Here is a 24,748-nt window from a genome sequence, read left to right as displayed (position 1 = left end):
GCTTTAGTATGGAAGACATTCATAAACAATTAAGTGTCAGCAAATCATTTCTCAACGATACATTTGCCATGATACGTATTGCGAAAGATGGTGAAGTATGGGTGCAGTATTCAGATAAGCTTGATATACCCACTGGCATAAAAGCTATGCGTATTACCGCTAAAGTTCTAAGAGTTATAGCTACTGAGTCAACTAACAACAACTGACAAGGTTTTCAAACCCGAGATAAAAGCGGCTTATAGCGAGCCGCTTTTAAAAATAAGTTGAAGTTTTAGACGTTTGTTGGATTAATTACTTAGATGCACTAAGATTTTGGTATTGTTCTAGAGCGAAACCATCAGTCATACCACTAATATAATCAATTACTAACCTGGAACGATGATAAATCTCAGTTAGCTTTTGAGCGTTTGAAGGGGTATCAGCGGCATAGAGATCAGATACTGCCGAAAAATAAGTGTTCTTATGTTTACTCGATAACTTATGGAATAAACGTGTTTCAATCGGATGACTTTTTAACCTGTTGCTTTGTGCTAGCGTCTTAAACTCCGAGAACGATAGTTTGATCAACGGAGAATAAATTTCCAACAGCCCAGATATTACTGCATATCCCTTTAGCTCCAAGTTTTCAACTTCAGCATGATTAAATACATTTTCTATCGAGAGAAGCCTTAAAGTCTCGGTTGCAAGATTGTACTTATCACACCCATCAAGCAAAGACTCATCAAAAGCCCCCGAAAAAACCAAATCATGGTTTTCGACATAACGGCTAGCTGCATAGTGTGCGAGATCATTAACTAAAGTCGTACGAAGTGTCAAAATATAGGCATGGTTACTATTAAATTTCTGCTCTCTAGCTTTTTCCATAGCTTTTTCAGAGATTTTTAATAAGTAACCCTCATCTACTACAGAGTCGTCAACGCCATCTTTACCTCGGAAAGATTCCCATATTCTTGCTATTTCATAATGGAGTTTATCTATTGATAGAATACCTTTATCGACGGCATCATCAACGTCGGCAATGCAGTAAGATATATCGTCAGCAGCCTCCATAATGTAAGTTAGTGGGAATCTTGCACCATCTTCAATCCCAAGGTTTTCTTGTATAGATTTGTACAATGTTTCTTCCGTCAGGTAAAAACCTGGCTTCTTTTTTCTGTATTTGAACTCATCATTAGAAGATGAAGGCTTATCTTCATAAGCGGCTCTCGTATATTTTACCAAACAAGCCAATTGCGTATATGTAAGATTCAAAGCTTGTATTTGATGTAGTAGTCTAATCCCTTGGGCATTACCTTCAAAATTACAAAGATCTTTAATTAACTTCTGACAATCTGTTTCTTCACCAAAAGCATCTTGTATGGTTTTAGAGAGAAAGGACTTAGTCCATAAATTAATAGCCTCTTCGCCAAAATGACCAAATGGTGGATTACCAATATCATGTAGCAAACATGATACCTCTACAGCACTAACAAAACCTTCCGAATACTCTGAGAGGTCAAACCCCTGCTTACCAAGCTCTTTAAGAATAATTTTACTTATGTAGCGACCAACTTGCTGAACTTCTAGCGAATGCGTTAAACGACTTCGAACAGCTGCATTAGATTCTAATGGGAAAACTTGCGTTTTCTGTTGTAAACGCCTTACGGCGGCAGAGTTGACTGCTCTGCCACGATCGCTTTCCATTTCTTCATTGAAATCGCGACCTCCAATAGTGGAAGTTCGATATCTATCCGATTTTAGTTTTTCTTTATAGTTCATATTGTTTCCAACTGACAATACAGTTTACAAAATACAGACAATACCTACATATAACACGATAGTAAACTGATTACATAGTTAACCATCAGCTAAAATAGGTCAACAAATGGCAAGAGAAACACATCAAGCTTATTGAGCTAAACCACTTTGGGGATAAAAAAACTAGTCCATACGCCATGATATCTAAACTTTGGCTCCTTCTGCGATAAGTGACTAAAGTTCACCAAGCATGTCTTTCAGTCCATTAAGCCAAACCCAATCGTCTTAGCATTTCAGAGATTGCTACTTTCCACAATCTTCCCCTACCAACCAATCTTCTGGTTATTTTTTGACCAGTCAGATCATTTTTTTCAAAAAATTTTCTAGGTCAAAAACCTCGATAAACTCGATGCGTATAGGTTTGATAAATAATCTCAAATTCGATATCGATTATTTCTACGTATAGACAAATGATGTCAAAAGTAAATAATTTATTGTTAATATTCAATACCTTACTGAGTTGACGGCTGTAATTTTTAGCCGTAACTTCCGTTTTGACGAATGACTTGCATTCGATAAAAAACGGAAAATATTATGAAAACTATTACAACTACAAAGTCACCAACTGTAAAAGACTACATCGACGCATATCTCATAGAGAGAAAATATTGTGCTGCTCCCTCGACATTAGCCTCCGACCTCAGCAGAGCAAAGAATATAAACGAGGCATTGGGAGAGTTCCCCATCAATGCAGTTAGCCACACTCAGATTAATATGCTTCTGGTAAGTTGGCACGAGCGCTTTCGAAACAAAACCATCAACGAACATCTGACAATCTTACGTCGCATTTCTTTGAAAGCGGTACGTGATGGCGTAATTGCACGAAATCCGATGACAGGCGTACAGAACTTTAAAACAGTGGATCCTGAGCCAAACCCTTTCACAAAAAAGGAATTAGCACGGATGCATGAGTGCAAGAATGTCTGCACCCAGGGACAGAATGCCGTAATGCTGAATCTGTTGACAGGTCTTCGTATCAGTGAACTGATAGCGTTGTCTTGGCAAGATATAAACTGGGAACGCGAAGTGCTCTATGTACGTAGAGCTTGCGTATTGAACATTTATAAATGTCCAAAAACTAAAGGTTCTGTACGTGAAGTTGATTTAAATCCACTTGCTTTAAAACTATTGAAAGAGCAGTTGAAACTTACAGGAAAGCGCCGCCCACAAACAATCAACATTCTAGAATGCGACAATAAAACATTCACGAAAGACTCTGTCAGTTTCATTTTCTTAAATACGAAAACGAATCAACCTTTTACTGATGCTAAAGAATTCACTGAGCGATTCTTCATCAAATTTCTAGAACAAGCGGGTGTGGCTCACAGAGGTGTTGGTCAGCTACGTCATACATTTGCTTCCCAGTGCCTAACGGCAGGGATCAGCAAAGACTGGCTCGCGGTTCAAATGGGGCATAAAAGCACAACAATGATCGACAAACACTACGGTCGATGGATTCGTGAAGATTCACCAAACTACGCAAGAGAGGCTGCGCAACACCTTCAGGAGATATTCGGCCTACCGCAAATAAAGCCAACAGTGACTTTACCTGCTGTTCCTCACTCTTCGTTAGTGTTGTTGAAAAAACTTCAGTCCAAACCACAGCTCATTCAACTTCTTGAAGGCATGCTGGAGAGCGACAGATGAGCACAGTGGCCATTGAGAACAAACATAAAGTCGTACATTTTGAAAATGTGACGACATGGCAACCCGCTACGCTTCCGTCACACTTTTGCTTCGCAAAAGATGCACGGAAGCTGCGGGCAAGAGAAGGCTCTCTTGACTCTCTAACTCGACCTCTTGGAGGTCGAGAATGAGAACAATCAGATTATTCCACCGACGAATGAATTACTCTTCAACTACAGAAAGTCGTGTGAAATGCGAACACTCTCTTGCGCACTCTCTCAGGATTGATCCTCCAACTAATGCAAAAATATCCAAGAAACTTGAGTTCAATGAGGAGCTAAGCCAACACAATTTCATCTGGATAAACAACCATATTTCTCCACTGGAATCTTGGACTGAAACTGAGCGGCTTGAACTCTTGTATAAGATTGTCCCAGAGCCACGTGTTCACAACCAGTTAAAGCTTCAAACACAGCAGCGCCAGTATCGCCGCAAAATGAAAAACGCAATAGATAGTGAAATTAAAAGTGGTAACACGGATGCTGCTAAGTTTTTGCAGAGTATTTTAGAAGCTGATGGTCATGTTTCGTACTCGTCTATTCAGAAGTTTTCTCTTCTGACAATGCAGCGCAAGAAACAGCGTCTCAAGATGCTAGAGACTTATCTGAACGCTCACAATCAGCTACAACACAGAGCGCCGACTAATAACATATTCATCCAAGAAGGGATTTTTAAGATCCCTCACCGATGGGAGGTTGGTAGTGATTTGGTGAGTGCTTCGGATTATATCGAGTTCACTCGACTATTTCTTGGGCATTATTTCCCAGACTATGAAATTAAAACAATTATTTGCCATGACGATGAACGGGATAAAAACCAAAACACAGGGTGCCACACGCATTATTTTTTATCTGCTTTGAATCAGAAAACCTACAAATTTGATCTTCACAAACGTCAAATACAAGTTGTGAGCGAATACATAGAAAAAGTTACAGGGGTAAAGGATTTCTTTCCTAGTGACTCAAAGTTGACACGTGAGGAGACGCAAGACTTTGGGCATTACTTTCAACGAATGGTTCAGGATTTTGCGAATGAACATTTGTGTCGTTCAAAGGGGTTGTTAGTTGAGTTTTCTTCTGAAACAGAAAGGAGAACAAAGCAGCGTAAAGAAATGGATCAGCAAGCAAAACTTCCGAAAAGCCAGAGGAAAAACAACTTAAATAACTACTTGCTCAAAAGACAAGCAATACAACGCAAGGAACTCGCGAGTGATATTGAAGCTGGAAGAAGTGAACTAGACGACATTAAAACGCAAGTTGCTATTTCTACAGGCGAAAACGAAATGATCAATGAACTAAAAAGGCAAAATAGTCGAGATATTTCTGCTGAGAAAAAAGAAATCGTTCAATTGCGTGCTGAAAAGCACGCTTTAGAAAAGTTAGTTCAAAGCTTAAAAGATGACATCATCCGTCCTTTAAGCAAGTTCTGCCAGTCAGTTTTCTTGGGTTTGAAAGCTAAAGAATCAGGTCAAGCACGGATGGTTGAATCATTCTTAGATAACGCAATGAGAGATATGTTGAACCTGCCACCAAGCATGCAGGTTAAAGCAAAGGTACTGTTGGAATCAGTAGAACTGCGCAAAAGTAATTTTGAGCGCAATAAGACCGACGAAAAGTCAGAAAACGATACGTTTGAAAGGTAAGTTAGTTAGGTTCTTAACTTACTAACTTACTAACTTACTAACTTTCATTAAAAAAACAATAATAATGGTGAACAGCATGGCAAGACCGAAAACTTACACTGACGAAGACCTCATCCAAGTCGCTAATGAGCTGATTAGCAGAGGAAAGAAGCCTAGCGGGTGGCGAATTAGAGAGTATTTACAAAGAGGAAAAAGCTCTTCGATTCAGGCTGATTTGGAAAGGCTCATTGCTGACGGTAGGATTCCAGAAGCACAAAATGATATCCCATCAGCAACAACTCAAGTAAGGACCTCATATGAGCTACCAGCGGAAATTCAAGAGCTTCTCGACAGAAAGGAATACGATATCTCTACATCACTTCGAGATATTGTTATTGCTATGAATGACAGTATTCATACCCATTTTGAGTCAATTACTTACACACGCATTAGAGAAGCAGAGGCAATCAGTCAACACGCGATCAAACAAAAAGAGCAGTCTGAGGGAGAAGCTTCGGATATGGAACAGACTCTCCAAAGGGCTACAGATGCAAATGATCAACTAGAGGAGAAAATTGAAGCTCTGCAATCTGAGGTAGTCGAATCACAAATCGAGAAATCTGAGTTATTAAAAAATATCAGTCAACTTACGAGTTCACTCAATCAAGCAAATGACAGGTTAGAAAACCAGCAAGATACCATTTGTGGACTCCAAGCCAGCCTATCAAAAGTCGAAAAAATGAATTCTGCACTAACGGTACAACTGGAACACGCACTTAACGATGCTAAAAAGCTTGAGTCTCAGCTTACTGAACTATCTGAACGCTATGAGAGTACTTGTATCAAACTAACTGAAAGTTCGTCTAAACTACAGTCAATGACAGAGGCACTGGACAATTCTGAACATAAGTTAAGCACTGTCCAGGATGAATATACCGATCTTTCAGTAAATTATCGAATCTTAGAGAGTAAGTTACATGAGTCTCAATCCAATATCTCAGAACTTAAGCTTGCAAATCATGAACTTGAAAAGCAGCTTACGTACTTTTTAGAAGAAACTGACTCCATTTGTGATGCTGTCAATGACTCATCAAGTGGACACTAAAGTATGCTATGGTTACCACTATCGTCTACTTATCACACTAAACAATATGGATATTCAAACGGCGTTAGAGCGTCTGCATAAATTTGATAGGCAACGCATTTACGTATATACCAAGCGCAACTTGCGAAGAGTATTTTTTGATGACAGTGAAGAAGCTTTTAAGCAAAGTTTATCGCGTTTGATCAAATTCGGGGTACTAGAACGAGCTTGTCGAGGCGTTTACGTGTTTGCTTTAAGTCGCAATAAAGGTGGCTATACCATTGAATATGTGGCTAAAAGTCTACGTCGTGGTGAATACAATTACATCTCGCTTGAATCCGCTCTTTCAGAATATGGCGTAATTTCTCAGATTCCTATTGATCGTCTGACAGTGATGACGACAGGTCGAAAAGGTGTATTCAAAACTCCATACGGGGTGATCGAATTTACACACACTGAACGCAACGATATCGATATTCTGAACAATACAATTCTGTATGACAGACCACTAAGAATCGCCACGGAGTCTGCGGCGATTCGAGATTTGAAGCGCGTTGGCAGGAATACTCATATGCTTTGCAATGAGTTTGATTGAGCACGGTAGGTTTACTAGAACTCTCCATTGAGGTCGATTTTGTAGTCACCGATGATCTCGTCCATTTCCTGTTTGAGCACAGGTGTTACGATTACTAGGCTCTGGCAGTTTTCCTCAATACCTTTACCCGCAAGTTGAGAAAATCTGTCTTATGCTGAGCTTCTAAAGCATCATTCTCTCCTGTTTTTGCTGAGTGCTTCATAACCTGATAGCCATTACTCACTATTGGAAAGAACTTTCTTAGTGTAATCACTTAACTTAGTAAAATGCGTACAAGTTTTGGTATCGGAATGTCGATCAATGATGTATCCAGCTTATTAGTGTAGCCATCACATACCATCTAGTTATTCTCCAATACACCAAGTGGTACCGATGCTAGTTTCATGCTTTATTGTATCGTTGAAACCACGAAAGCTAACTGTCTTATATATGATCAAGCACATGAAGAAGCGCGCGCATGCTGATCCAGATATCAATGTGCACCCACCCTGGAACTTCAGACACTAACAATGCCACTCCGTTGGTTCATGGGGCGAACATATTTAAGAGTATGATAGACGTCAAAGAACAATTAAAAACAAAATCATAAGCATACAATTCTGAAGCCTTATAACCCCATTAAAGCGTATAATGTTTGGATTTAGTTCAAACAAATATTCGATTGGTTAGGTACATACAATGCAGGAAAAGAAGGCTCTTAATAAGCTAATTGTTATAAAGTCTGCGCAATTAAATGAAAATCAGGGCTTTGTCACACCAATACTAAGCATCTCAGACAATGAAGAATTCGCACCAGTATCCAGACACGATTATCCTCAAGACATATTAGTATCAAGAGGCTATCCAGATATTGATGTTAATTATGAGTCGGGCGAGCTTTTCATCCTTAAATCCCATAACTTAGATGAAGAGAAAACACAACAAAGTGGTTCTCCTCGTTATTGGGCTAGAGATGAGTCAGCATTCTCGGATTTAACACCAAGTACTCTTCTACCAATCGTATCCGTCCCCCTTCCAAGTAAAGAGAATGGTATTTTGCCAGCAGGGGTAACTCCTCCATCGCGCCCATTCTTCATACTAGATGATGCCCACCTTTTTGGGCCTTTAACCAGTAGCCAAACAGAAGACGATAGATACATCGTTGAACCTTACGTTCACCCAAGCTTATCGTTTGGTAGAGGTTACATTGGTAGATTTCCAATTTCCGACATCACAAATTGCTTGGTTGAGACAAGAGTTAACGATGAGAGTTGTTTATATGTATCTTCATTTAAACAACTTTCATCTCATCGTAACGACAAAACTAGTATTGATTATGTTTCCGATGATCAATTGATTAAAGTTGTAAATCAACTCGGGTTCGGTAAGCAAACTAAAGGGCTGGGTAAAAAAGAGGCAGAAAGACTTCAACAAATTATTGCAGATAGTGAAAAAGCAAACAAATTTGGAAAACATGATGAAAGACTCGAACGTCTTAAAGGTCTGCTAGACAGATACTTGAGTGAAGCAGACATCGGTTTTGAATTAGTGAAGAACTATCTTGATAGCAGTTCAGGTCAATCGTTTCTTAACAAATATGTGGAAATTAACAAGTCTACACTATTGAGCGATTTTATAGATAAGGTTAAAGCTGACGCTAAAGCTGAAGAGAAAAAAATTCAGCAAAAACTACAAGAACAAAAAGCTCAGATAGCAGCCAAAGAGCAAGAAATTACACAGATAATAGAAAACGTCGCTTTGAAACGTAGAGAAGCGCAAGATGAAATTAAGCGAATTGCAGCAGAGACTGAAGATGAGGTAAGGCAAACCCTCAAGTTAAAGCAGCAAGAGCTGAGTGAGAATATAGCAGCCCTAGAAGATGAGCAAAATTCATTAGAGAAGCAAATTATAGATAAGGTTCAGCACTTAGAGCTAGTCAATGAAATAGAAAAGCTCAAAGAAGAGTGTAATTACTACGAAAAGCACTCAAAAAGGCTTGAATCTACAGTAAAAGGATTTGAGGCAACGCTTAAAAATAATGATACAGAAGAACTAGCAAAGAAAATAGGTGAAATGGAGGCTATTAACCGAGTATTAAGCGGTAAATCTGCTTCAGTATCGAAACCTGCCCAAAGGTATAGTCCTGTTAAATTTTGTGAGTCTGAACCAGATTCTGCGGAGCAAGTGGTAGATGCTATATACGCACACTTTGCTCAGGACAACGGTAGAATGTTCAGTAAAGAAGAAATGACAAACCTGATCGTTTCTGTAAATCAGTCTTTTCTTACGATTCTATCTGGACCTCCAGGTACAGGTAAAACGTCAACAGCAACACGTTTAGCGAAAGCTCTGCACTTGGGAAGTAGTAGAGGTGACCAAAATTTCCTTTACGTTCCCGTAGGTCGTGGGTGGGTATCGAGCAGAGATACTCTCGGTTTTTACAACTCCTTAAAAGATGTATATCAAGAGTCGAGAACAGGGCTATATAGCTTTCTTTCAAGGAAAGAATCAAAAGATAGTGATGCTCTAAAGTTAATCCTTTTGGACGAGGCAAACTTGTCTAGTATGGAACACTATTGGTCAGACTTTCTTGCGTTGTGTGACTTAGAAAACTTAAACCGCCCAATCGATACTGGCATCCCACACGAAAGCCTCCGCTTTCTAAAAGTTGGAGACAGCACAAGGTTTATTGCCACCATCAATAATGATGCAACCACAGAAAAACTATCTCCTCGCTTAATCGATAGAGTACCAGTGATAACACTAGATTCACCGACAGACAAGATTTTGGATACAACAAGCCTAGTCCTGGATGGCTCCGTGCGAGCTTCAAAGCTTCGGGAGTTGTTTGTCCCAGAATATGCAGAATTATCTAAGGCTGACGAATCTATTTTGGCAAAAATAATAGATACGTTAGGTACAAGAGATCCTGCTTTTGGAAAGGCTATTCCAATAAGTAGAAGAAAAGTGAATGCGATTACAAACTATTGTGATGTTGCAGGTCAGATGATTGGTTCAGAAGCTGCGATGGACTTTGCTATCCAACAACATATCCTACCACACATTGAAGGCTACGGCGTTTCCTTCAGAAAACGACTAGAGCAATTACTGACTATCGTAAACAAAACCTACCCTCGCTCAGCCGCTGAAATTGAGAGAATACTTGCGAGCGGTAACGAGTTTACAGGTTCATACTCATACTTCTAGGATTAGGCGAATATGCATTTAGAGCTACACATTAAATCAGGTAGTAGATCTGGAGAGGTTATTCGACTAAACGAGGTCGGCTTCCAACTGGAGCCTTCCTCATGGGTAAAAGAAAACGAAGTTATTGAATTACTTTTAAGTGTCCCCGCAAAGTTTCAAAGTGCGATATTAAATCTCTACGATCATCAGGTTCCAGCTACTTACGTTGATTTTGGTGAAGACCACACGAATTTTATTTGGAAACCTCAACGACTGAAAAACCGCTCAATTGACTGCCTGTTCATTAACTATTTTGGTTTAGCAGAACTTGCAGTCGAACTTGAAGACGAAGAAGGAAGCAAAGTAATCAAAAATTTTGCTCCACTTGAGATTTTTGCATCAAAACTCAATGCTAAGAATGTAGAGGATATGCTTTCTTATCTAGCTACATTAGGGGATGAGCAACTTCACTCTCTATTTCAAACAACAAAGCATGGAGCTGGCTTTAAGGAAGGCTCAACTTCCCCGAATGGTAGCTTAGAAAGGCTTGAGCACACTATAGATAAGTTATCATTTCTGTTTCAGAGCTTGTTTTCAAAGCCTATAACTAAGCTTTTGCCTGAACATCGTGTTTTACAAGCATCTGGAGAGGAGGACTTGGATGACAGTGCATTAGGGTGGCTATTAGACAACTTATCTGTGGTAGAAGAAGTTGATGATATTGATCGTGCTCACTTTGAGTTCAATGACAGAATGTATAAGGCTCATTCTGTACAAGTTCCTGTACTCAAAGAAAACTCTAACCTATACGAGAACCAAGTAATTCACGGTTTTATTGTAACTCTTCTAAATGAAGCTGATAAACAACTGACAAACTACAACAGGACTGGCAGTTTAAAATCAACATTTAGTGAGGAGATACCCGAGGGCTATTCCTCTTTTTTTACCCAAGTAAATCGATTTAAAAAAGAGCTGCTTGGCAACCAAATAACGCGATGTTTACGAGCAATTGACCGCTTAAAGTTCCTAAAACATAGCTTGGATGCGTCGATTCCCGTGACAAACTACGTACTTGATCGACCTATACTCACTCAAAAAGCAGAGGCTCAACAGAGTTATAGAGGCGTTTTTATTGAGTATATAAATTGGTTTGAAAGAAGCTGTCCTGATTGGTCTGTGTATCAAAACCTCTTAGCGATAAAGAGTATTCCGACACTATTTGAGTCTTACACTTACTATCGAATTGGTGAATCGCTTAACAGTATCCTAAACCCTACTAAAGGTCAGAAATCTATCAACTCTCTAATGCATGATATAGATGGCAACGAGATCAGTTTGGTTAGGGAACCAACTTATTGGATGCCGAAAAACTCTCGCTCGAATGAAAGCTCATATATCAACTCTGAAGGTAAAGTGCTAAGGAAGGGAAAGGTGACAATTCGATCCAGTCAGCACAAGTATTCACATAGATGTCCTGACATTGTGATTGAAGTTCGAAATGAAAACAAACCATCAAAACTAATAGTGCTAGATGCTAAGTATACATACCCCACACTAGCTTTTTCCAAGTACCTACCAGAATGTACGATGAAATATGTTCATGGCATACACAATAGGTCTAACAAAAATAGCTTAGTTTGTTCCATGACGATCATTCACCCGATGGGGGATGCAGAGAGGTCATTCCAGAGCTTCCATACTTTTGACTACAGCATTGAAGGTAGCATGCCCGTATCTCCATCATTGCAGACATTGGGACTTCAACTTAGTTTTTCACAAGATGCTGACTGTTTAAGGGAAACTTTAAAGCTTCTCTTAAAACAAGCTGGAGTTGCTATCCCTGAAAACCTCCAACTCCCTCTATTCATAAGCTAGATAGGAAAAGTTGTGCTCCCCTAACCAAAGTGCAGAAGGGGGAGATTTCCATATATTAGGGGAATTGGGGTAAGTGAAGAATTAGCAAGGTGTGATAGGGAATAGTCCTAAAAAATTTGGGGCAGAAATAAGCAGGCCAAACAATAATCGATTTACTAACTCGATTGTTGTGAAAGAACAACTTAGTTATAGGATTTTACCAATCATCAGGATCACGAAGCTTTGCTTGTTCACGGCTTACAGCTTTGTCTTGAATATGTAGCTCAAGATCTAGTGATGACAGCAGGCGCATCAGACTTTCGATACTGGACGAGGTAGGATCACGTTCAAGTTTCGATACCGTGGTCTGTTTTAGACCCACAATATCGCCGACTTTAGTTTGGTTGCGCCTTTGATTCCTGCGTACATCACGCAAGTATATCCCCAGTTGCTTAGGACTTGTTATGAGCATATCTGCCTCCAATCTAAATTAACCCCTGTAGGGGATATTAGCACTTTAACCCCTATGAGGGTTAAAGTTAATTTTACCCCCGCACAGGGGTAATCAGTAATAGCTAAGATTAAGAGGATTAGTTGACTGGGTAAGGATACTAGAAAATATTTCGGCTTATATGCTTGATGCTCTTGCTAAGTTCGATTGTTTTCGTATACTGATTGTGATTAACATTCGTCAACGTGACATTTGGTTGATGAACGTAGAAAGCTAGAAAATTCAAGAGCTTGATATATATAGGTTTTCAAAGAGATGGGGTTCAAATCCCTATCTCTCCGCCACTTTAAAAAATTAAACCGCTGTTCTTACAGCGGTTTTTTTTCGTTTTTATACCTCAAAAGCCGACAAATACAGATGATACAAATGTATTTGTAACCCTCCCCGAAAAACTGGTCGCTAGTAATTAGAGCTTTTCCGTTTAAACTGAAACAAACGGAGAGCGCATGATGAAGAAATCACGCTACACAGAAACACAAATCGTTAAGATCCTGAAGGAAGTGGAGGCTGGCCGAAAGGTGAATGAAGTCTGCCGCGCAGTTGGCATCAGTGACTCAGTCTATCGCTACGGCCAGAGCCTCATCGAGATGATGAGGTTCTGGCCAAACTACAACAAGCTGTAGAGCGGTATCCTGCGTACGGATTTGGCAAGTTATTTAAAGTACTCAAGCGTTGGGGACACACCTGGAACCATAAGCGGGCTTATCGCGTGTACTGTTCGCTCAAGTTAAACATGCGACGCAAGGGTAAAAAGCGCTTACCCAAGCGTGACCCCACACCGCTGGTATGTCCCGAGTGGATTAACGGTTGCTGGTCTATCGACTTTATGAGTGACGCACTGGTCTGTGGCAGACGCTTTCGTACGTTTAATGTGGTAGATGATTTTAACCGTGAGGTACTGGCGATTTAAGTGGATTTAAACCTGCCAGCACCACGCGTGATACGGGTTCTAGAGCGTGTCATTGCCTGGCGTGGGTTGCCAAGTAAGTTGCGTATGGATAATGGCCCCGAATTTATCTCAACAACTCTGGCTGAGTGGGCGGACGAAAATAACGTACAGCTCGAATTCATTCGGCTAGGCAAGCCGACAGAGAACTCATATATTGAGCGCTTTAACCGAACTTATCGGACAGAAGTACTGGATATGTACGTGTTTAAAACACTGAGTCAAGTCCGAGAGCTGATAGACAACTGGATGAGGGAATACAACGATGAACGACCTCATGACTCACTGGATGATCTGACTCCTTGGGAATATTTAGCAAGGCACGAAAGCAGGAAAAAATCTAATTTAGAGTGCCACTAAAACAGGGAGGGTTACATAATCTCATTCTGATCATTCATCGGAACAACGTAACTAGCTCTATATATTTTTACCCATACTAACCCACCATATAGTCATCCATGCTTCTATAGTTAGTTATAAATACAATAATCACATTATAAGTAAAATTAGAAGCTATAAATTTTTTATACCTCCTTTTAAATTAGAATTTAATTAGTTTTCTATATGTGGCCCCGGTAGTTTGCTGGGATCAGAATTCGTTACAGGCTTTGTTGCAGAAATCGAATGAACTAAATCGTAATCTTACGATCAGATCTGGGACAATACGCATATCGATGACCGCTGATATTCAAAAAATTACATAAAAATGTGATGTATTTTCAATAAAAACATAAAATATGATAAAAACGCGATCCAGTTCACACATTAAGTAAGGTTGCGTGTATTTTATAACCATATGAGAGTAATTTTCCAACTAGAAAAGAGTAATTTTCCAACAGGAAAAGAGCGAATTTCCAACTGAACCGAGACAAATCAGTCGATTATCACTCCTTTGAGGCAAATCCCGATTATCGCTCGCCTATATACATTTATACTTTATACGGTGGCAATAACAATGAACACAATTAATCCTGGCACTATTGTTTATCAAATTTATCCAAAAAGTTTTGCAGACAGCAACAACGATGGGATAGGCGATTTACAAGGTGTAATTTCTAAACTTGACTACTTAACCGATCTTGGCGTTAATGCCATTTGGTTAAGTCCAGTCTACAAGTCACCTCTTGACGATAACGGTTACGATATTTCCGATTATCAATCAATCCTTCCCCAATTTGGCACAATGTCTGATCTTGATCAGTTAATTGAAGAGTGTCATAGCCGTGACATTAAGATAATCATGGATCTTGTAATCAACCATTGTTCTGATGAACATGAATGGTTTGAACAATCCAAGCTTTCTAAAGACAACCCTTATTCTGATTATTTCCATTGGGCTGATGGTGTAAATGGTAAAGAACCTAATAAATGGCGTTCTGCGTTTGGTGGTAGTGCATGGGAGTATGAACCCCAGCGTGATCAGTATTACCTGCACGTCTTTAGTAAAAAGCAACCCGATCTCAATTGGAGTAATCCAAAATTAGTTGAAGAAATTCATACAATGATCGCATGGTGGCTAGAAAAGGGCGTTGATGGCTTTCGTATTGATGCCATCTCATTCTTAGAAAAACCAAACGACTTCCATGCCTGTGAGAGTGACGATTTTGCTACCGTCCCGTGTGCTAACAAAGATATCGGTCATGGTTATATCAAGGGCTTTATGGACGTTATTAACCGTTATAATGCTTTTAGTGTTGGCGAAATCAATGATATTGATAGCAAAGGGATCATGACCTACGTTTCTCCTGAGGCGCAACAATTCCAAATGGCTATCTCATTTGTCCCACCTGAGATTGAAGTGTTCAATAACGATCTTGTTGCTTATTACAAAAGTCAACTCCAGACCAAGTTAGAAATTGAGCAGCAAGGTGCTTGGAATACCTTGTTCTTCTCCAATCATGATAAACCACGTCAGGTTTCTTTATTTGGTAATGATGCAAAAGAGTATTGGAAAGATTCAGCAAAAGCACTAGCGGTATTAACGCTAACACAAAAAGGCACGCCGTTCTTATATCAAGGTGAAGAGATTGGCATGACGAATTGTTATTACGATTCGATTGCTCAATATAATGATCTAGACACAATCAACAAATACAATGAAAAAGTGCTAGCGGGTATGGACCCAGCGCAAGCACTTATGGAAGTGTCATTGGCGAGTCGTGATAACGCAAGGACGCCTATGCAATGGACACACGGTGATTTTGCTGGATTTAGTCAAGTTAAACCATGGCTCGATGTTAATCCAAACAAAGACACAATTAATGTTGAGTCACAGATTAATGAATCTACATCCATTTTAAATCATTACAAAAATCTTATTAACCTACGTAAAAAGGAAAAGACATTAACGCTTGGTGATACCAAATTAATCGACTTAGACAAAAACATCGTTGCTTATGAACGTAAATTTGAAAATGAACGTTTTGTTGTCGCCGTGAATATGTCAACTGATTCCGTATCAATCAAAGAGTCTACTCTACAATCAATGACTCCTTTAATGTCAAACAACTATCACAACAACAAATTAGAAAGCTACGGCTACGTGATATACAAAGGTTAATTTATGAAAATTTCGATGAAAGAAAAGGTCGGCTATGGCTTAGGCGACTTAGGCTGTAACGTCATATTCCAGACAGTTATGACCTACCTTATGTTCTATTACACCGATATTGCATTAATTGACGCTGCGGTGGTGGGGGTTATCTTCTTAGTTGCTCGTATTGTTGATGCGGTATCAGACCCTGTTGTGGGGATGATTGTAGATAAAACAAATACTCGCTATGGTCGTTTTAGACCTTATATATTATTCGGTTCAGTTTTTCTTAGTTTAACCGCATTTGCTTGTTTTACCATACCAATGGATATGTCAGCTACCGGTAAAATTGCTTACGCTACCGTCACGTACATTGCATTAAGCCTTGCTTATACCGTTGTTAATATTCCTTACTCAGCATTAACATCGGCAATTTCACAAGACCCTGACGAGCGTACAAAGATTACTGCGGTTCGTGTAATGTTCGCTGTAATATCTGGTATGGTTGTTGCGCAAATTGGTAACCTAGTGGATTTCTTTGGTGAAGGAGATAAACTGTTAGGTTACCGTTATACTATGGGTTTTGCAGCGCTGTTATCTACACTTTTACTATGGATAACATTTGCAACAACTAAAGAGCGTCAAGTTGTCAATGCATCCACAGAAACTAAGTACAAACTAAAAGATGGTTTCCGTATTGTTGCTCAAAACAAACCACTGCTCATTTTGTCAACTGTGTTCTTAATGACATTAACTGCTGCTTTCATTTCTTTCTCTATCAATATTTACTACTTGGAACACGTAATTCAAAGACCCGACCTTATCGGTACTTCAATTATGGTTGGTACGATAACGACTTTTTTCGGTACTTTCATTGTTCCAACAGTAGCTAAAATATACGGTAAGAAAGAAACGACGATTGTTACATTAACCATGTTTGGTTTAGTACACCTGTTCTTTGCATTGAACTTCTACACAGTAAACTCAATCGAGTTATACTTTGTAATCATTGCAGCGAAAGGTTTCTTAAACGCATTTGCATGGGCTATGGGATGGGCTATGGTGCCAGACACCATTGAATACGGTGAGAAACAAACAGGTGTACGAAGTGAGGGACTTGTTTACTCAACATTTAGCTTCTGCCAAAAACTAGGGATGGCGTTGTCAGGGGTAATCACTGGTTTTGTATTATCTCAATATAACTACAACCCAGAAGCTATTACGACCGAAGCAACGGATGGCATCATGGCTTTATTAGCTTATATTCCATTTACAATAATGATTGCAAGTTCATTATTGCTCACTAGATATAATCTAAGTGGTACTGATAAAGGGCACTTTGTCGAACAACGCTCTTAATTAAGTAATAATTTTGAAAATGCTAGCAGTCTCAGGCATTGCAAAATGTCTGAGACTGCTAATCTTAACTCGAATGAGAATATTTTACTTAGCACTGTGATGAGTTCTAAAATAGGATTTAATTTGATTCGTCTGGACTCAACCACTATTTGAATCCTTTGAGTCGATCTAATTAGTGTGAAGATAGCTTTATGCAAGATTGCATAGAACAAATTCAGCTGTGGGACAGTAAGCACCGTGAGTTCAGTATGTTTAAGATGGAACTCTCAGATCAAAGCTTTGGACTAATGCGAAATAAAATCTACAAACGTTTAAGGTTTCAATATACTTTTTCCTATCTGAAATGTGATGCCACTAAGTGATTTGAGTTAAGCGGTTAGCCAAGACCGTATTTTTTCGGTCTGTGGTATGCCTCCCGAGTGCACGACTTCTTCATCCATAACCACAGCTGGCGTCGACATTACACCGTAATCCATAATGGTTTCCATATCGGTGATTTTTTCTACTTTCACTTCAATGCCTTGCTCTAAGGCAATGCTTTCAATGAGTTTTGCGGTATTTACGCATTTTGTACATCCCGAACCGAGTACTTTAAATACTTTCATTTTATGACTCCCAATTTTATTTTCTAACGCCTAGAAGTGCCACAATGGTAAATTGAATATCCAACCCATCACTGTAAATGCTAAAAGTAACAAACCAAAGAGCATGCCTAGCAGCTTCCACTGCATAACCTGCTTTAGCATCACAAACTCGGGAACACTGGCAGCAACGGTACTCATACAAAATGCTAACGTTGTTCCTATTGGTAATCCGTTAGTGAGTAAGCTTTCCATAACGGGTATAACACCGGTCGCATTGGAGTAGAGAGGGATGCCGATCAACACGGCTGCTGGAACGGACCACCACTGCCCTTGACCTAAATGGGTCTCAATCCATCCATCGGGTACAAAGCCATGTAAACCTGCACCAATCCCGACCCCAATTAATACCCATTTCCAAACGCGGCTGACAATTTCAGTCATTTCTTGTTTGGCAAACTGATGACGCTCTGAAAGCGTAATACGTGAGTGTGTATGAGCATGATTAGGAACACCGCTTTGCGTAGCGCTCTTCGCGTTATGCATCGCCTTTGCTGCAATAGGCTGTAACCAACGATGAGCGCCGATTAAATCTAGTAGCCAGCCACTTAATATGCCGATGCTCATGCCAACGATGACGTACATGACGGTGAACTGCCATCCAAGCAGACTAAATAGCAATAACACGGCAATTTCATTAATTAATGGCGACGTAATGAGAAAAGCCATAGTGATTCCTATGGGGATACCAGCAGAGGTAAAACCAAGAAAGACAGGAATACTGGAACATGAACAAAACGGAGTAATTGCGCCAAAAAAGCTGCCTGCTAGGTAACCAAAAAAGCGTCGTTTTCCTTCCAGGTAATGGCGAACCTTTTCAACATTTAAGGATGCTCGCAGTAGGGCAATCACATATATCATGATGATCAATAAGGCGAGTATCTTCGTAGTGTCTTCGATAAAGAAATGTGTCGCGTCTGCTAGCTTAGAGCCTGACGACAGGCCAAGTAATCGGTAGGTCATCCAATCAGCTAGATAGGTAAAAGCTTCAAACACATCCGCTCCTTAAACATTGGTAACTATTCCGATCACCATGTGTATTAATCAGGTGAAACAACCAAAGGTCTTTTTAGGTACTTACTCTAAGTTTAATTCACCTTAGTGTGAGTGAGAGTATATAAAATGATATATGTCTCGTTTTGAAAGAGTAGGAGGGCTTGTTGGGGGTAAGTCATAAACGATCAGGAGAAAGTCGGTACATATCCTCATTGCACGAATGGTAACGTTACCAACCAAGTTGTTTAATGGGTGAGGTTAAGAGAGCGATGGGCATTTGCTTATAATTTTTTCTGTTATTATGTTTTTATGTCATTTTTGTGTGTTTTTTGGGTTATTTTTAATTAGTTTGGTGTGAAGGTTTTTTATTTGGTTCAAACTCTATTGTTGCTGTTTCTTGTAACCGGAACCAACCTAGTTTCAATAAGGTTTTGTTGCGTGAAGTGCTTCATATATCAACGTTCAATTGAGTCACGCCATTGTCAGAGTTTCATACTTGTAATCGTATTATCCTTGAATTGTCATTTTCCATTGTTATGATTTTTCGCGTGGACAGAACAGCATGTCCACGGCCAGTTGACCATATCTCCCCATGTGAGTGTTGCTTAACTGATAAAGGCAAAACCTTCGAAAGAGGGTGACGCAAAGTCTCCGATCTAACGGATATTTCCTATGGTAGCGGGACCGCCAGTTTTGTATGCTGACTAAGAAAATTTAGTTGTATTTCAATAACAAAAACATATTTGAGATTTACTTTCACACAGGTGTTCAGTCGTTTTCATAGTCTGTTTGATGTGAAGGTTTAAGTTTTGCTTATTTTAGGGAACGTTCTCAACTTTTGATTTGAAGTTGTATGCAGCAATTTAATGTGATTAGTTCGTCGCAATACTGAGGGTTAACCACTTCTAGAAAATTAAAAATTTCAAAATTTTATTAGCAGAGGTAAGTAAAATGCGTTCAACGAAAATCAAAGCGAGAGTCCCTATTTTAGGGATGCTAATAGGGACAGCAACGGCTAGCCAGTTTGCTTTCGCCGCTCAGCTTCAACCAGGGCCAGAGCCTACCGTACACACGCAAGAAGCATTCGCTCCTGATGCTGACTTTACCGCTAAGTGGACCCGTGCTGACGCACGCCAGCTCAAGCGTTTGTCTGACCCAATGGCAGGATCTCGTGAAAACTCGATGCCAGAGGAATACACGATGCCAAGCGTCCCTCAAGATTTTCCAGATATGTCTAACGAACAGGTTTGGGTATGGGACTCATGGCCTCTAACCGATGCGGATGCGAACCAATACAGCGTTAACGGGCAGGAAGTTATTTTTTCGCTCGTGGCCGATCGAAGTCTAGGTTTTGATGACCGTCATGTATTTGCGAAGATCGGTTACTTCTATCGTCCTGCGGGAATTCCAGCGGATCAGCGCCCTGAAAACGGTGGGTGGACTTACGGTGGTTTGATCTTTGATGAAGGCGTCACCGGACAAATTTTTGAGGATCAGTCCTTCAGCCATCAAACACAGTGGTCTGGGTCTGCTCGTATTTTCCCAGGTGGCGAGGTTAAGCTTTTCTTTACTGATGTTGCGTTTTATCGTGATTCTGAAGGTAATGACATTAAGCCATATGATCCGCGTATCGCGCTAAGTGTTGGTAAGATACACGCAAATAAAAATGGCGTGAAGTTCACGGGTTTCGATAAGGTGATTAACCTACTGGAAGCCGACGGAACTTACTATCAGACCGCAGAACAAAACCCTTACTTTAACTTCCGTGATCCATTCACCTTTGAGGACCCTGCTCACCCAGGTGAAACGTTTATGGTATTTGAGGGTAACTCAGCAATGGAGAGGGGCTCTGCGAAGTGTACTGCGGAAGATCTTGGTTATCAGGTAGGAGACCCGTACGCTGAAACCGTCAGAGAAGTGAATTCATCAGGTGCAACGTTCCAGATTGGTAATGTCGGTTTGGCGAGAGCGACCAATGAAGATCTGACTGAATGGGAGTTCTTGCCACCGATTCTTTCAGCGAACTGTGTAACCGATCAGACTGAACGACCTCAAATTTACCAGAAAGACGGTAAGTACTACCTATTCACTATCAGCCACAGCACGACTTTTGCAAACGGCATTACCGGTCCTGAAGGGGTTTACGGTTTTGTCGGCAATGGCATTCGCAGTGATTACCAGCCGATGAACCAAGGCTCAGGTTTAGTCCTTGGTAATCCGACGAATTTGAACTTCTACCCAGGAACGCCGTTTGATCCGGACTACAACCAGCCAGCAGGCCACTTCCAGTCTTATTCACACTATGTGATGCCTGATGGTTTGATCCAATCCTTCATTGATACGGTCGGTTTTAAAGAAAACTTTCGACGCGGTGGCACTTTGGCTCCTACCGTGAAAGTGCTTATTGATGGGGACACATCTGAAGTCGATTATTATTATGGTGCTAATGGATTGGGTGGTTGGGCTGATATTCCTGCCAACATAAACGTGAACCCGAGTGGTAAAAAGGAAAAAGCACTGAAATAACGAAGCAAAGTTATTTGTGTCATCGATTGGAGGAGCGGTTTTTCCGCTCCTTTATTATATTAAGAAGGGCTATGCGATTTACTTATTTAAGGCCAGGGTTTAGACCTGCCGTTACGACTTTTCTTCTCGTTACATTATTAATACCAGGCATTGCAAGTAGCGTACAACGTGTCGAAGACGGGCAGTTGTCTGTAGATTCCTTACCATTTTCTTATCGTGCGGAATGGGCTAATTATCGACCTGCAATACATATTACTCCTGAAAAACACTGGATGAACGATCCGCAGCGCCCATTACTGATCGATGGTATCTGGCACTACTACTATCTCTATAACGCTGACTATCCGCATGGAAATGGGACTGAGTGGTACCACATGACATCGAAAGACTTGGTGCATTGGCAAGAGCATGGGGTTGCTATCCATAAATATAAAAATGGCCTTGGCGACATTCAAACCGGCAGTGCGGTGGTTGATGTGAACAATACCGCAGGTTTTGGTGCCGGGGCGGTTATCGCAATTGTGACTCAACAGCATGACGGTGTGCAGCGTCAGTCGCTATTTATTTCAACGGATGGTGGTTACCATTTTAAAGCGTATGACGATAACCCGATTATGGATAACCCCGGGGCTGAACACTGGCGTGACCCAAAGATAGTCTGGGATGAGAAGCATCGTAAATGGATTATGGCGCTTGCTGAAGGAAATAAAATCGGATTCTATACCTCGCCAGACCTTAAGCGTTGGACGCATCAATCTGATTTCCATCGTAACGACCTTGGTCTTCTCGAATGCCCTGATCTGTTTCAACTCTCCCTTGATGGCGATCCTAGTAAGACCCGATGGATACTAGCATCTGGAGCGAATGGGTTTAGAATGGGGAAAACAACAGGTACCGCTTATTGGGTTGGAAACTGGGATGGAAAACGGTTTATACCAGAAAGGAAAGAACCACAATGGCTAGACGCCGGTGCTGATTTTTATGCAATGGTATCGTGGGACGATACCCGCTTAGACACAAAACCGGGATTTAACTCTCGGTATGCGATTGGCTGGCTGAATAATTGGGCTTACGCCACGGACTTACCGACTAGACAATGGTCAGGTGCTGCTGATTCAATCGTGCGTCAAATGAAGCTACAAACTGTGGATGGCGAGGCGATTCTTACGTCCAAGCCCATTGAGGCTATCGCAGGACTAGAAGGCGATGCATATACTCGCTCGGCAGTGGATGTATTTGAAGCATCGCCAACGGTTTTCCCCAAGCCACTGTCTGATGCATACCGTCTCAGAGTTGAACTTGATGCACACTCTGATGCGAGAGAGATTCAGTTTCGCCTAAAGGAAAAGGATGGGCATTTTGCCGTCGTTGGGTACAACTTTAACGACAAAACCGTGTTTGTGCGGCGTGATAGTGATGCGATAGCAAGCTCAATGCCTAAAGAGTATCGAGCGGAGCGGTCTGCGGCGGTTCGCACTCTTAATGACAAAGTGAAACTGGACATCATTGTCGATACTTTTTCCGTTGAAGTCTTTGTCAATGATGGAGAGAGCGCATTATCAAATCTCATCTTTGGACTTCCAGGAAGTAATGCACTGTCTGCTGTATCAATCGGTGGCAACAGCGTACTCCGTCATTTACAACTCACCCCTCTAAAGGTTGCACCAGTTCAGCGATATAGGACTGGGCCATCATCTCAATAGATATTCTTAGTGATAGGAGTAAAAGCGTTTTATTCCTGTCATTAAAGTTGGCGTACTCGAACTAAGAGTTATTTCAAAGAATGATGACCTCTCAATTTACACGGAATCTATAGTCGTATGAGTAACTTACTGCTATTCTCAACTAATGATTGAGAATCACAATGTATATTTTTCTCGAAAAGTAGAAGAGGCTGAGTTTGAAAGCAAAAATCTTACTGAGTGGTATTTTTATACTGTCTTTACTCACGTCTCTGTTCAGTGCCATGCTATTTTCATATCAACTGCAGCAAGACGAGCAAGAAGACTTTACTGCTGATGTATTAGAATATACTGAAATGGTGACCGATCAGTTGGCTTCTGCTCTTTCTGCTACGGAACAGTTATCGGACTTTAAATGCACCAAAGAGCATATCAACAAGCTTCGAGAGATCGCTCAGGTGAATTTGGAAGTTTTTGATGTCGGTTATATCGTTGATGATGAGGTATTTTGTACAGCAAATTGGGGAAAGATAACGCCAATAAAACTCCAAGCTCAAGATGTTGGCTCACAGAATGGCTATCGTTTTTACTCAAATGAGAAAAATCTTTATGATATTTCTAACCACTATAATATCACGGCTAAAAATCATTTTTTCGCGGTAAACATCGCCATTTCTTACTCGCGAATGATTAAGTCCACGCCTAACCACTCATTTAAAATTTACTCTAGTTCTAATAGTGGCTACATCTTTGATGAGTACACTTTCAAGCAAGTAAAAAGAGGCCCTCTTTCTTTAAGTTTGGAAACCAATCTTTGTAGTGAGAAATACGATTATTGTGTGAAGAGCTCAAACTCTAACGCAGGTCTTGCTCATTACAGCGGGAAAACCAAACAACTCATCCTTTTCTTGAGCATTATTTTTGCTTATCTGGTTACTCACTTAGCAAAAATGGTGATGGTAAGTAATCAGTCCATTGAGTCGCGATTTAGGAAAGCACTAATTAACAAATCCTTATTCATGGAGTACCAGCCCATCGTTGCGATCCAGGACGGTAAGATTATGGGGGTTGAAAGCTTGGTACGTTGGAAAGATGATGTATTTGGTTATGTACCACCAGATCTGTTTATTGGAATTGCAGAAAAGCGCGGCTTATACCCTCAGCTTGCGCATTTCACTGCGAAGCGTTCTATCTCTGATATGGCACCGATATTGCGCGATAATCCACTGTTTTCGGTCGGAATTAATGTTGGGAGTTATGAAGTCTTAGATCATGGTTTCTTACTTTTTCTTGAGAAGGTTGCTAAAAAGCAACGGGTTAGACCTGAACAGATCAAAATAGAAATCACAGAAAGTATTGACGTTGCACTGGCTGATCTTACCGACTTTTCTAATCGAGCTCGTCAGTTAGGCTTTATGGTGGTATTGGATGATTTCGGAACAGGTGTGTCCAATTTAGTTTGGCTAACTGAGGTTAACTTTGACTACATCAAGATTGACCGTGTATTCGTGAATGCACTCAACTTTGATGTGAAAAAAGGTATGGTTAACTCAATCATGGAATTGATTGCAAATCTTGGCAGAGAGGTCGTGTTTGAAGGTGTAGAAACTGAGTATGAATACCACATGATCAAAGAGCGCTGTAAGTCTGGCTATGTGCAAGGATGGCTGTTTTATAAATCATTGCCATTCACTGAATTACAGTCTCTGCTCAAGTCCAAATCCTTAGATTGAAACGTTGCAGGTCGTGTTA

16 protein-coding genes, 1 pseudogene and 1 riboswitch are annotated in these 24,748 nt (G+C 40.5%); of the genes and pseudogenes, 13 read left to right on the top strand and 4 right to left on the bottom strand.

Annotated elements, in window-relative coordinates; translation table 11 throughout:
• Positions 1–8: 8 nt before the first annotated feature.
• Complete coding sequence (locus ONE56_RS19445; protein ID WP_024703260.1) at positions 9–206, top strand: hypothetical protein; 198 nt, start codon at positions 9–11, stop codon at positions 204–206.
• A gap of 85 nt (positions 207–291) precedes the next feature.
• Here ONE56_RS19445 and dgt read toward each other — a convergent pair whose 3' ends face one another.
• The gene (dgt, locus tag ONE56_RS19440) at positions 292–1,758 is read right to left on the bottom strand and encodes a dGTPase (protein WP_423840789.1); all 1,467 of its coding nucleotides are present in this window, start codon (positions 1,756–1,758) and stop codon (positions 292–294) included.
• A 573-nt stretch (positions 1,759–2,331) separates the two neighbouring features.
• Between dgt and ONE56_RS19435 the strand changes: the two genes are divergently transcribed.
• The 6 genes from ONE56_RS19435 to ONE56_RS19410 all read left to right on the top strand — a co-directional run bounded on the left by ONE56_RS19435 (position 2,332) and on the right by ONE56_RS19410 (position 11,823).
• Entirely contained in the window at positions 2,332–3,444 is a 1,113-nt protein-coding gene (locus tag ONE56_RS19435) for a tyrosine-type recombinase/integrase (protein WP_140363949.1), read from the top strand.
• Positions 3,445–3,610: 166 nt separating this feature from the next.
• A complete protein-coding gene (locus ONE56_RS19430) occupies positions 3,611–5,125 on the top strand; it encodes a hypothetical protein (RefSeq protein WP_140363950.1) in 1,515 nt (504 codons plus the stop codon).
• Positions 5,126–5,201: 76 nt separating this feature from the next.
• A complete protein-coding gene (locus ONE56_RS19425) occupies positions 5,202–6,209 on the top strand; it encodes a DNA-binding protein (protein ID WP_180944355.1) in 1,008 nt (335 codons plus the stop codon).
• A gap of 46 nt (positions 6,210–6,255) precedes the next feature.
• Positions 6,256–6,783 (top strand): type IV toxin-antitoxin system AbiEi family antitoxin, encoded by a 528-nt coding sequence (gene abiEi, locus ONE56_RS19420; RefSeq protein ID WP_053339738.1) that lies wholly within the window; start codon positions 6,256–6,258, stop codon positions 6,781–6,783.
• Between the two features lie 678 nt (positions 6,784–7,461).
• Positions 7,462–9,969, top strand: coding sequence for an AAA family ATPase (locus tag ONE56_RS19415; RefSeq protein WP_005479527.1), 2,508 nt, complete (start codon positions 7,462–7,464; stop codon positions 9,967–9,969).
• A 12-nt stretch (positions 9,970–9,981) separates the two neighbouring features.
• Positions 9,982–11,823, top strand: coding sequence for a hypothetical protein (locus tag ONE56_RS19410; protein WP_005479497.1), 1,842 nt, complete (start codon positions 9,982–9,984; stop codon positions 11,821–11,823).
• 196 nt (positions 11,824–12,019) lie between these two features.
• On the opposite strand, the gene ONE56_RS19405 is transcribed toward ONE56_RS19410, so the two are convergent.
• Complete coding sequence (locus ONE56_RS19405; protein WP_031815184.1) at positions 12,020–12,274, bottom strand: helix-turn-helix domain-containing protein; 255 nt, start codon at positions 12,272–12,274, stop codon at positions 12,020–12,022.
• A 488-nt stretch (positions 12,275–12,762) separates the two neighbouring features.
• On the opposite strand from ONE56_RS19405, the pseudogene ONE56_RS19400 reads away from it, so the two are divergent.
• The 3 genes and pseudogenes from ONE56_RS19400 (at position 12,763) to ONE56_RS19390 (ending at position 17,151) form a co-directional block, all read left to right on the top strand.
• Positions 12,763–13,619 (top strand): annotated as a pseudogene (locus ONE56_RS19400) (IS3 family transposase).
• A 595-nt stretch (positions 13,620–14,214) separates the two neighbouring features.
• A complete protein-coding gene (locus tag ONE56_RS19395) occupies positions 14,215–15,819 on the top strand; it encodes a glycoside hydrolase family 13 protein (RefSeq protein ID WP_423840788.1) in 1,605 nt (534 codons plus the stop codon).
• Positions 15,820–15,822: 3 nt separating this feature from the next.
• Positions 15,823–17,151 carry an MFS transporter gene (locus ONE56_RS19390; RefSeq protein WP_423840787.1) on the top strand — a complete coding sequence of 443 codons (1,329 nt, stop codon included), beginning with the start codon at positions 15,823–15,825 and terminating at the stop codon, positions 17,149–17,151.
• Positions 17,152–17,519: 368 nt separating this feature from the next.
• On the opposite strand, the gene ONE56_RS19385 is transcribed toward ONE56_RS19390, so the two are convergent.
• On the bottom strand, positions 17,520–17,756 hold the full coding sequence (locus ONE56_RS19385; RefSeq protein WP_423840786.1) for a thioredoxin family protein: 237 nt from the start codon (positions 17,754–17,756) through the stop codon (positions 17,520–17,522).
• 30 nt (positions 17,757–17,786) lie between these two features.
• Positions 17,787–18,788 (bottom strand): permease, encoded by a 1,002-nt coding sequence (locus ONE56_RS19380; RefSeq protein ID WP_331437896.1) that lies wholly within the window; start codon positions 18,786–18,788, stop codon positions 17,787–17,789.
• Positions 18,789–19,395: 607 nt separating this feature from the next.
• Positions 19,396–19,480: riboswitch (cyclic di-GMP riboswitch) on the top strand.
• Between the two features lie 259 nt (positions 19,481–19,739).
• On the opposite strand from ONE56_RS19380, the gene ONE56_RS19375 reads away from it, so the two are divergent.
• The 3 genes from ONE56_RS19375 to ONE56_RS19365 all read left to right on the top strand — a co-directional run bounded on the left by ONE56_RS19375 (position 19,740) and on the right by ONE56_RS19365 (position 24,729).
• On the top strand, positions 19,740–21,314 hold the full coding sequence (locus ONE56_RS19375; protein ID WP_331437895.1) for a glycoside hydrolase family 68 protein: 1,575 nt from the start codon (positions 19,740–19,742) through the stop codon (positions 21,312–21,314).
• 71 nt (positions 21,315–21,385) lie between these two features.
• Positions 21,386–23,017 carry a glycoside hydrolase family 32 protein gene (locus ONE56_RS19370; RefSeq protein ID WP_423840785.1) on the top strand — a complete coding sequence of 544 codons (1,632 nt, stop codon included), beginning with the start codon at positions 21,386–21,388 and terminating at the stop codon, positions 23,015–23,017.
• Positions 23,018–23,214: 197 nt separating this feature from the next.
• Positions 23,215–24,729, top strand: a complete 1,515-nt coding sequence (locus tag ONE56_RS19365) for an EAL domain-containing protein (RefSeq protein ID WP_331437893.1) — start codon at positions 23,215–23,217, stop codon at positions 24,727–24,729.
• Positions 24,730–24,748 lie beyond the last annotated feature (19 nt).

It is taken from the genome of Vibrio mytili (genome assembly GCF_049563345.1).
In the GTDB taxonomy this organism is placed as follows: Bacteria; Pseudomonadota; Gammaproteobacteria; order Enterobacterales; family Vibrionaceae; genus Vibrio; species Vibrio mytili.
Note: the sequence above shows the minus strand (reverse complement) of the source record. Positions and strands in the feature narration are given on the sequence as shown.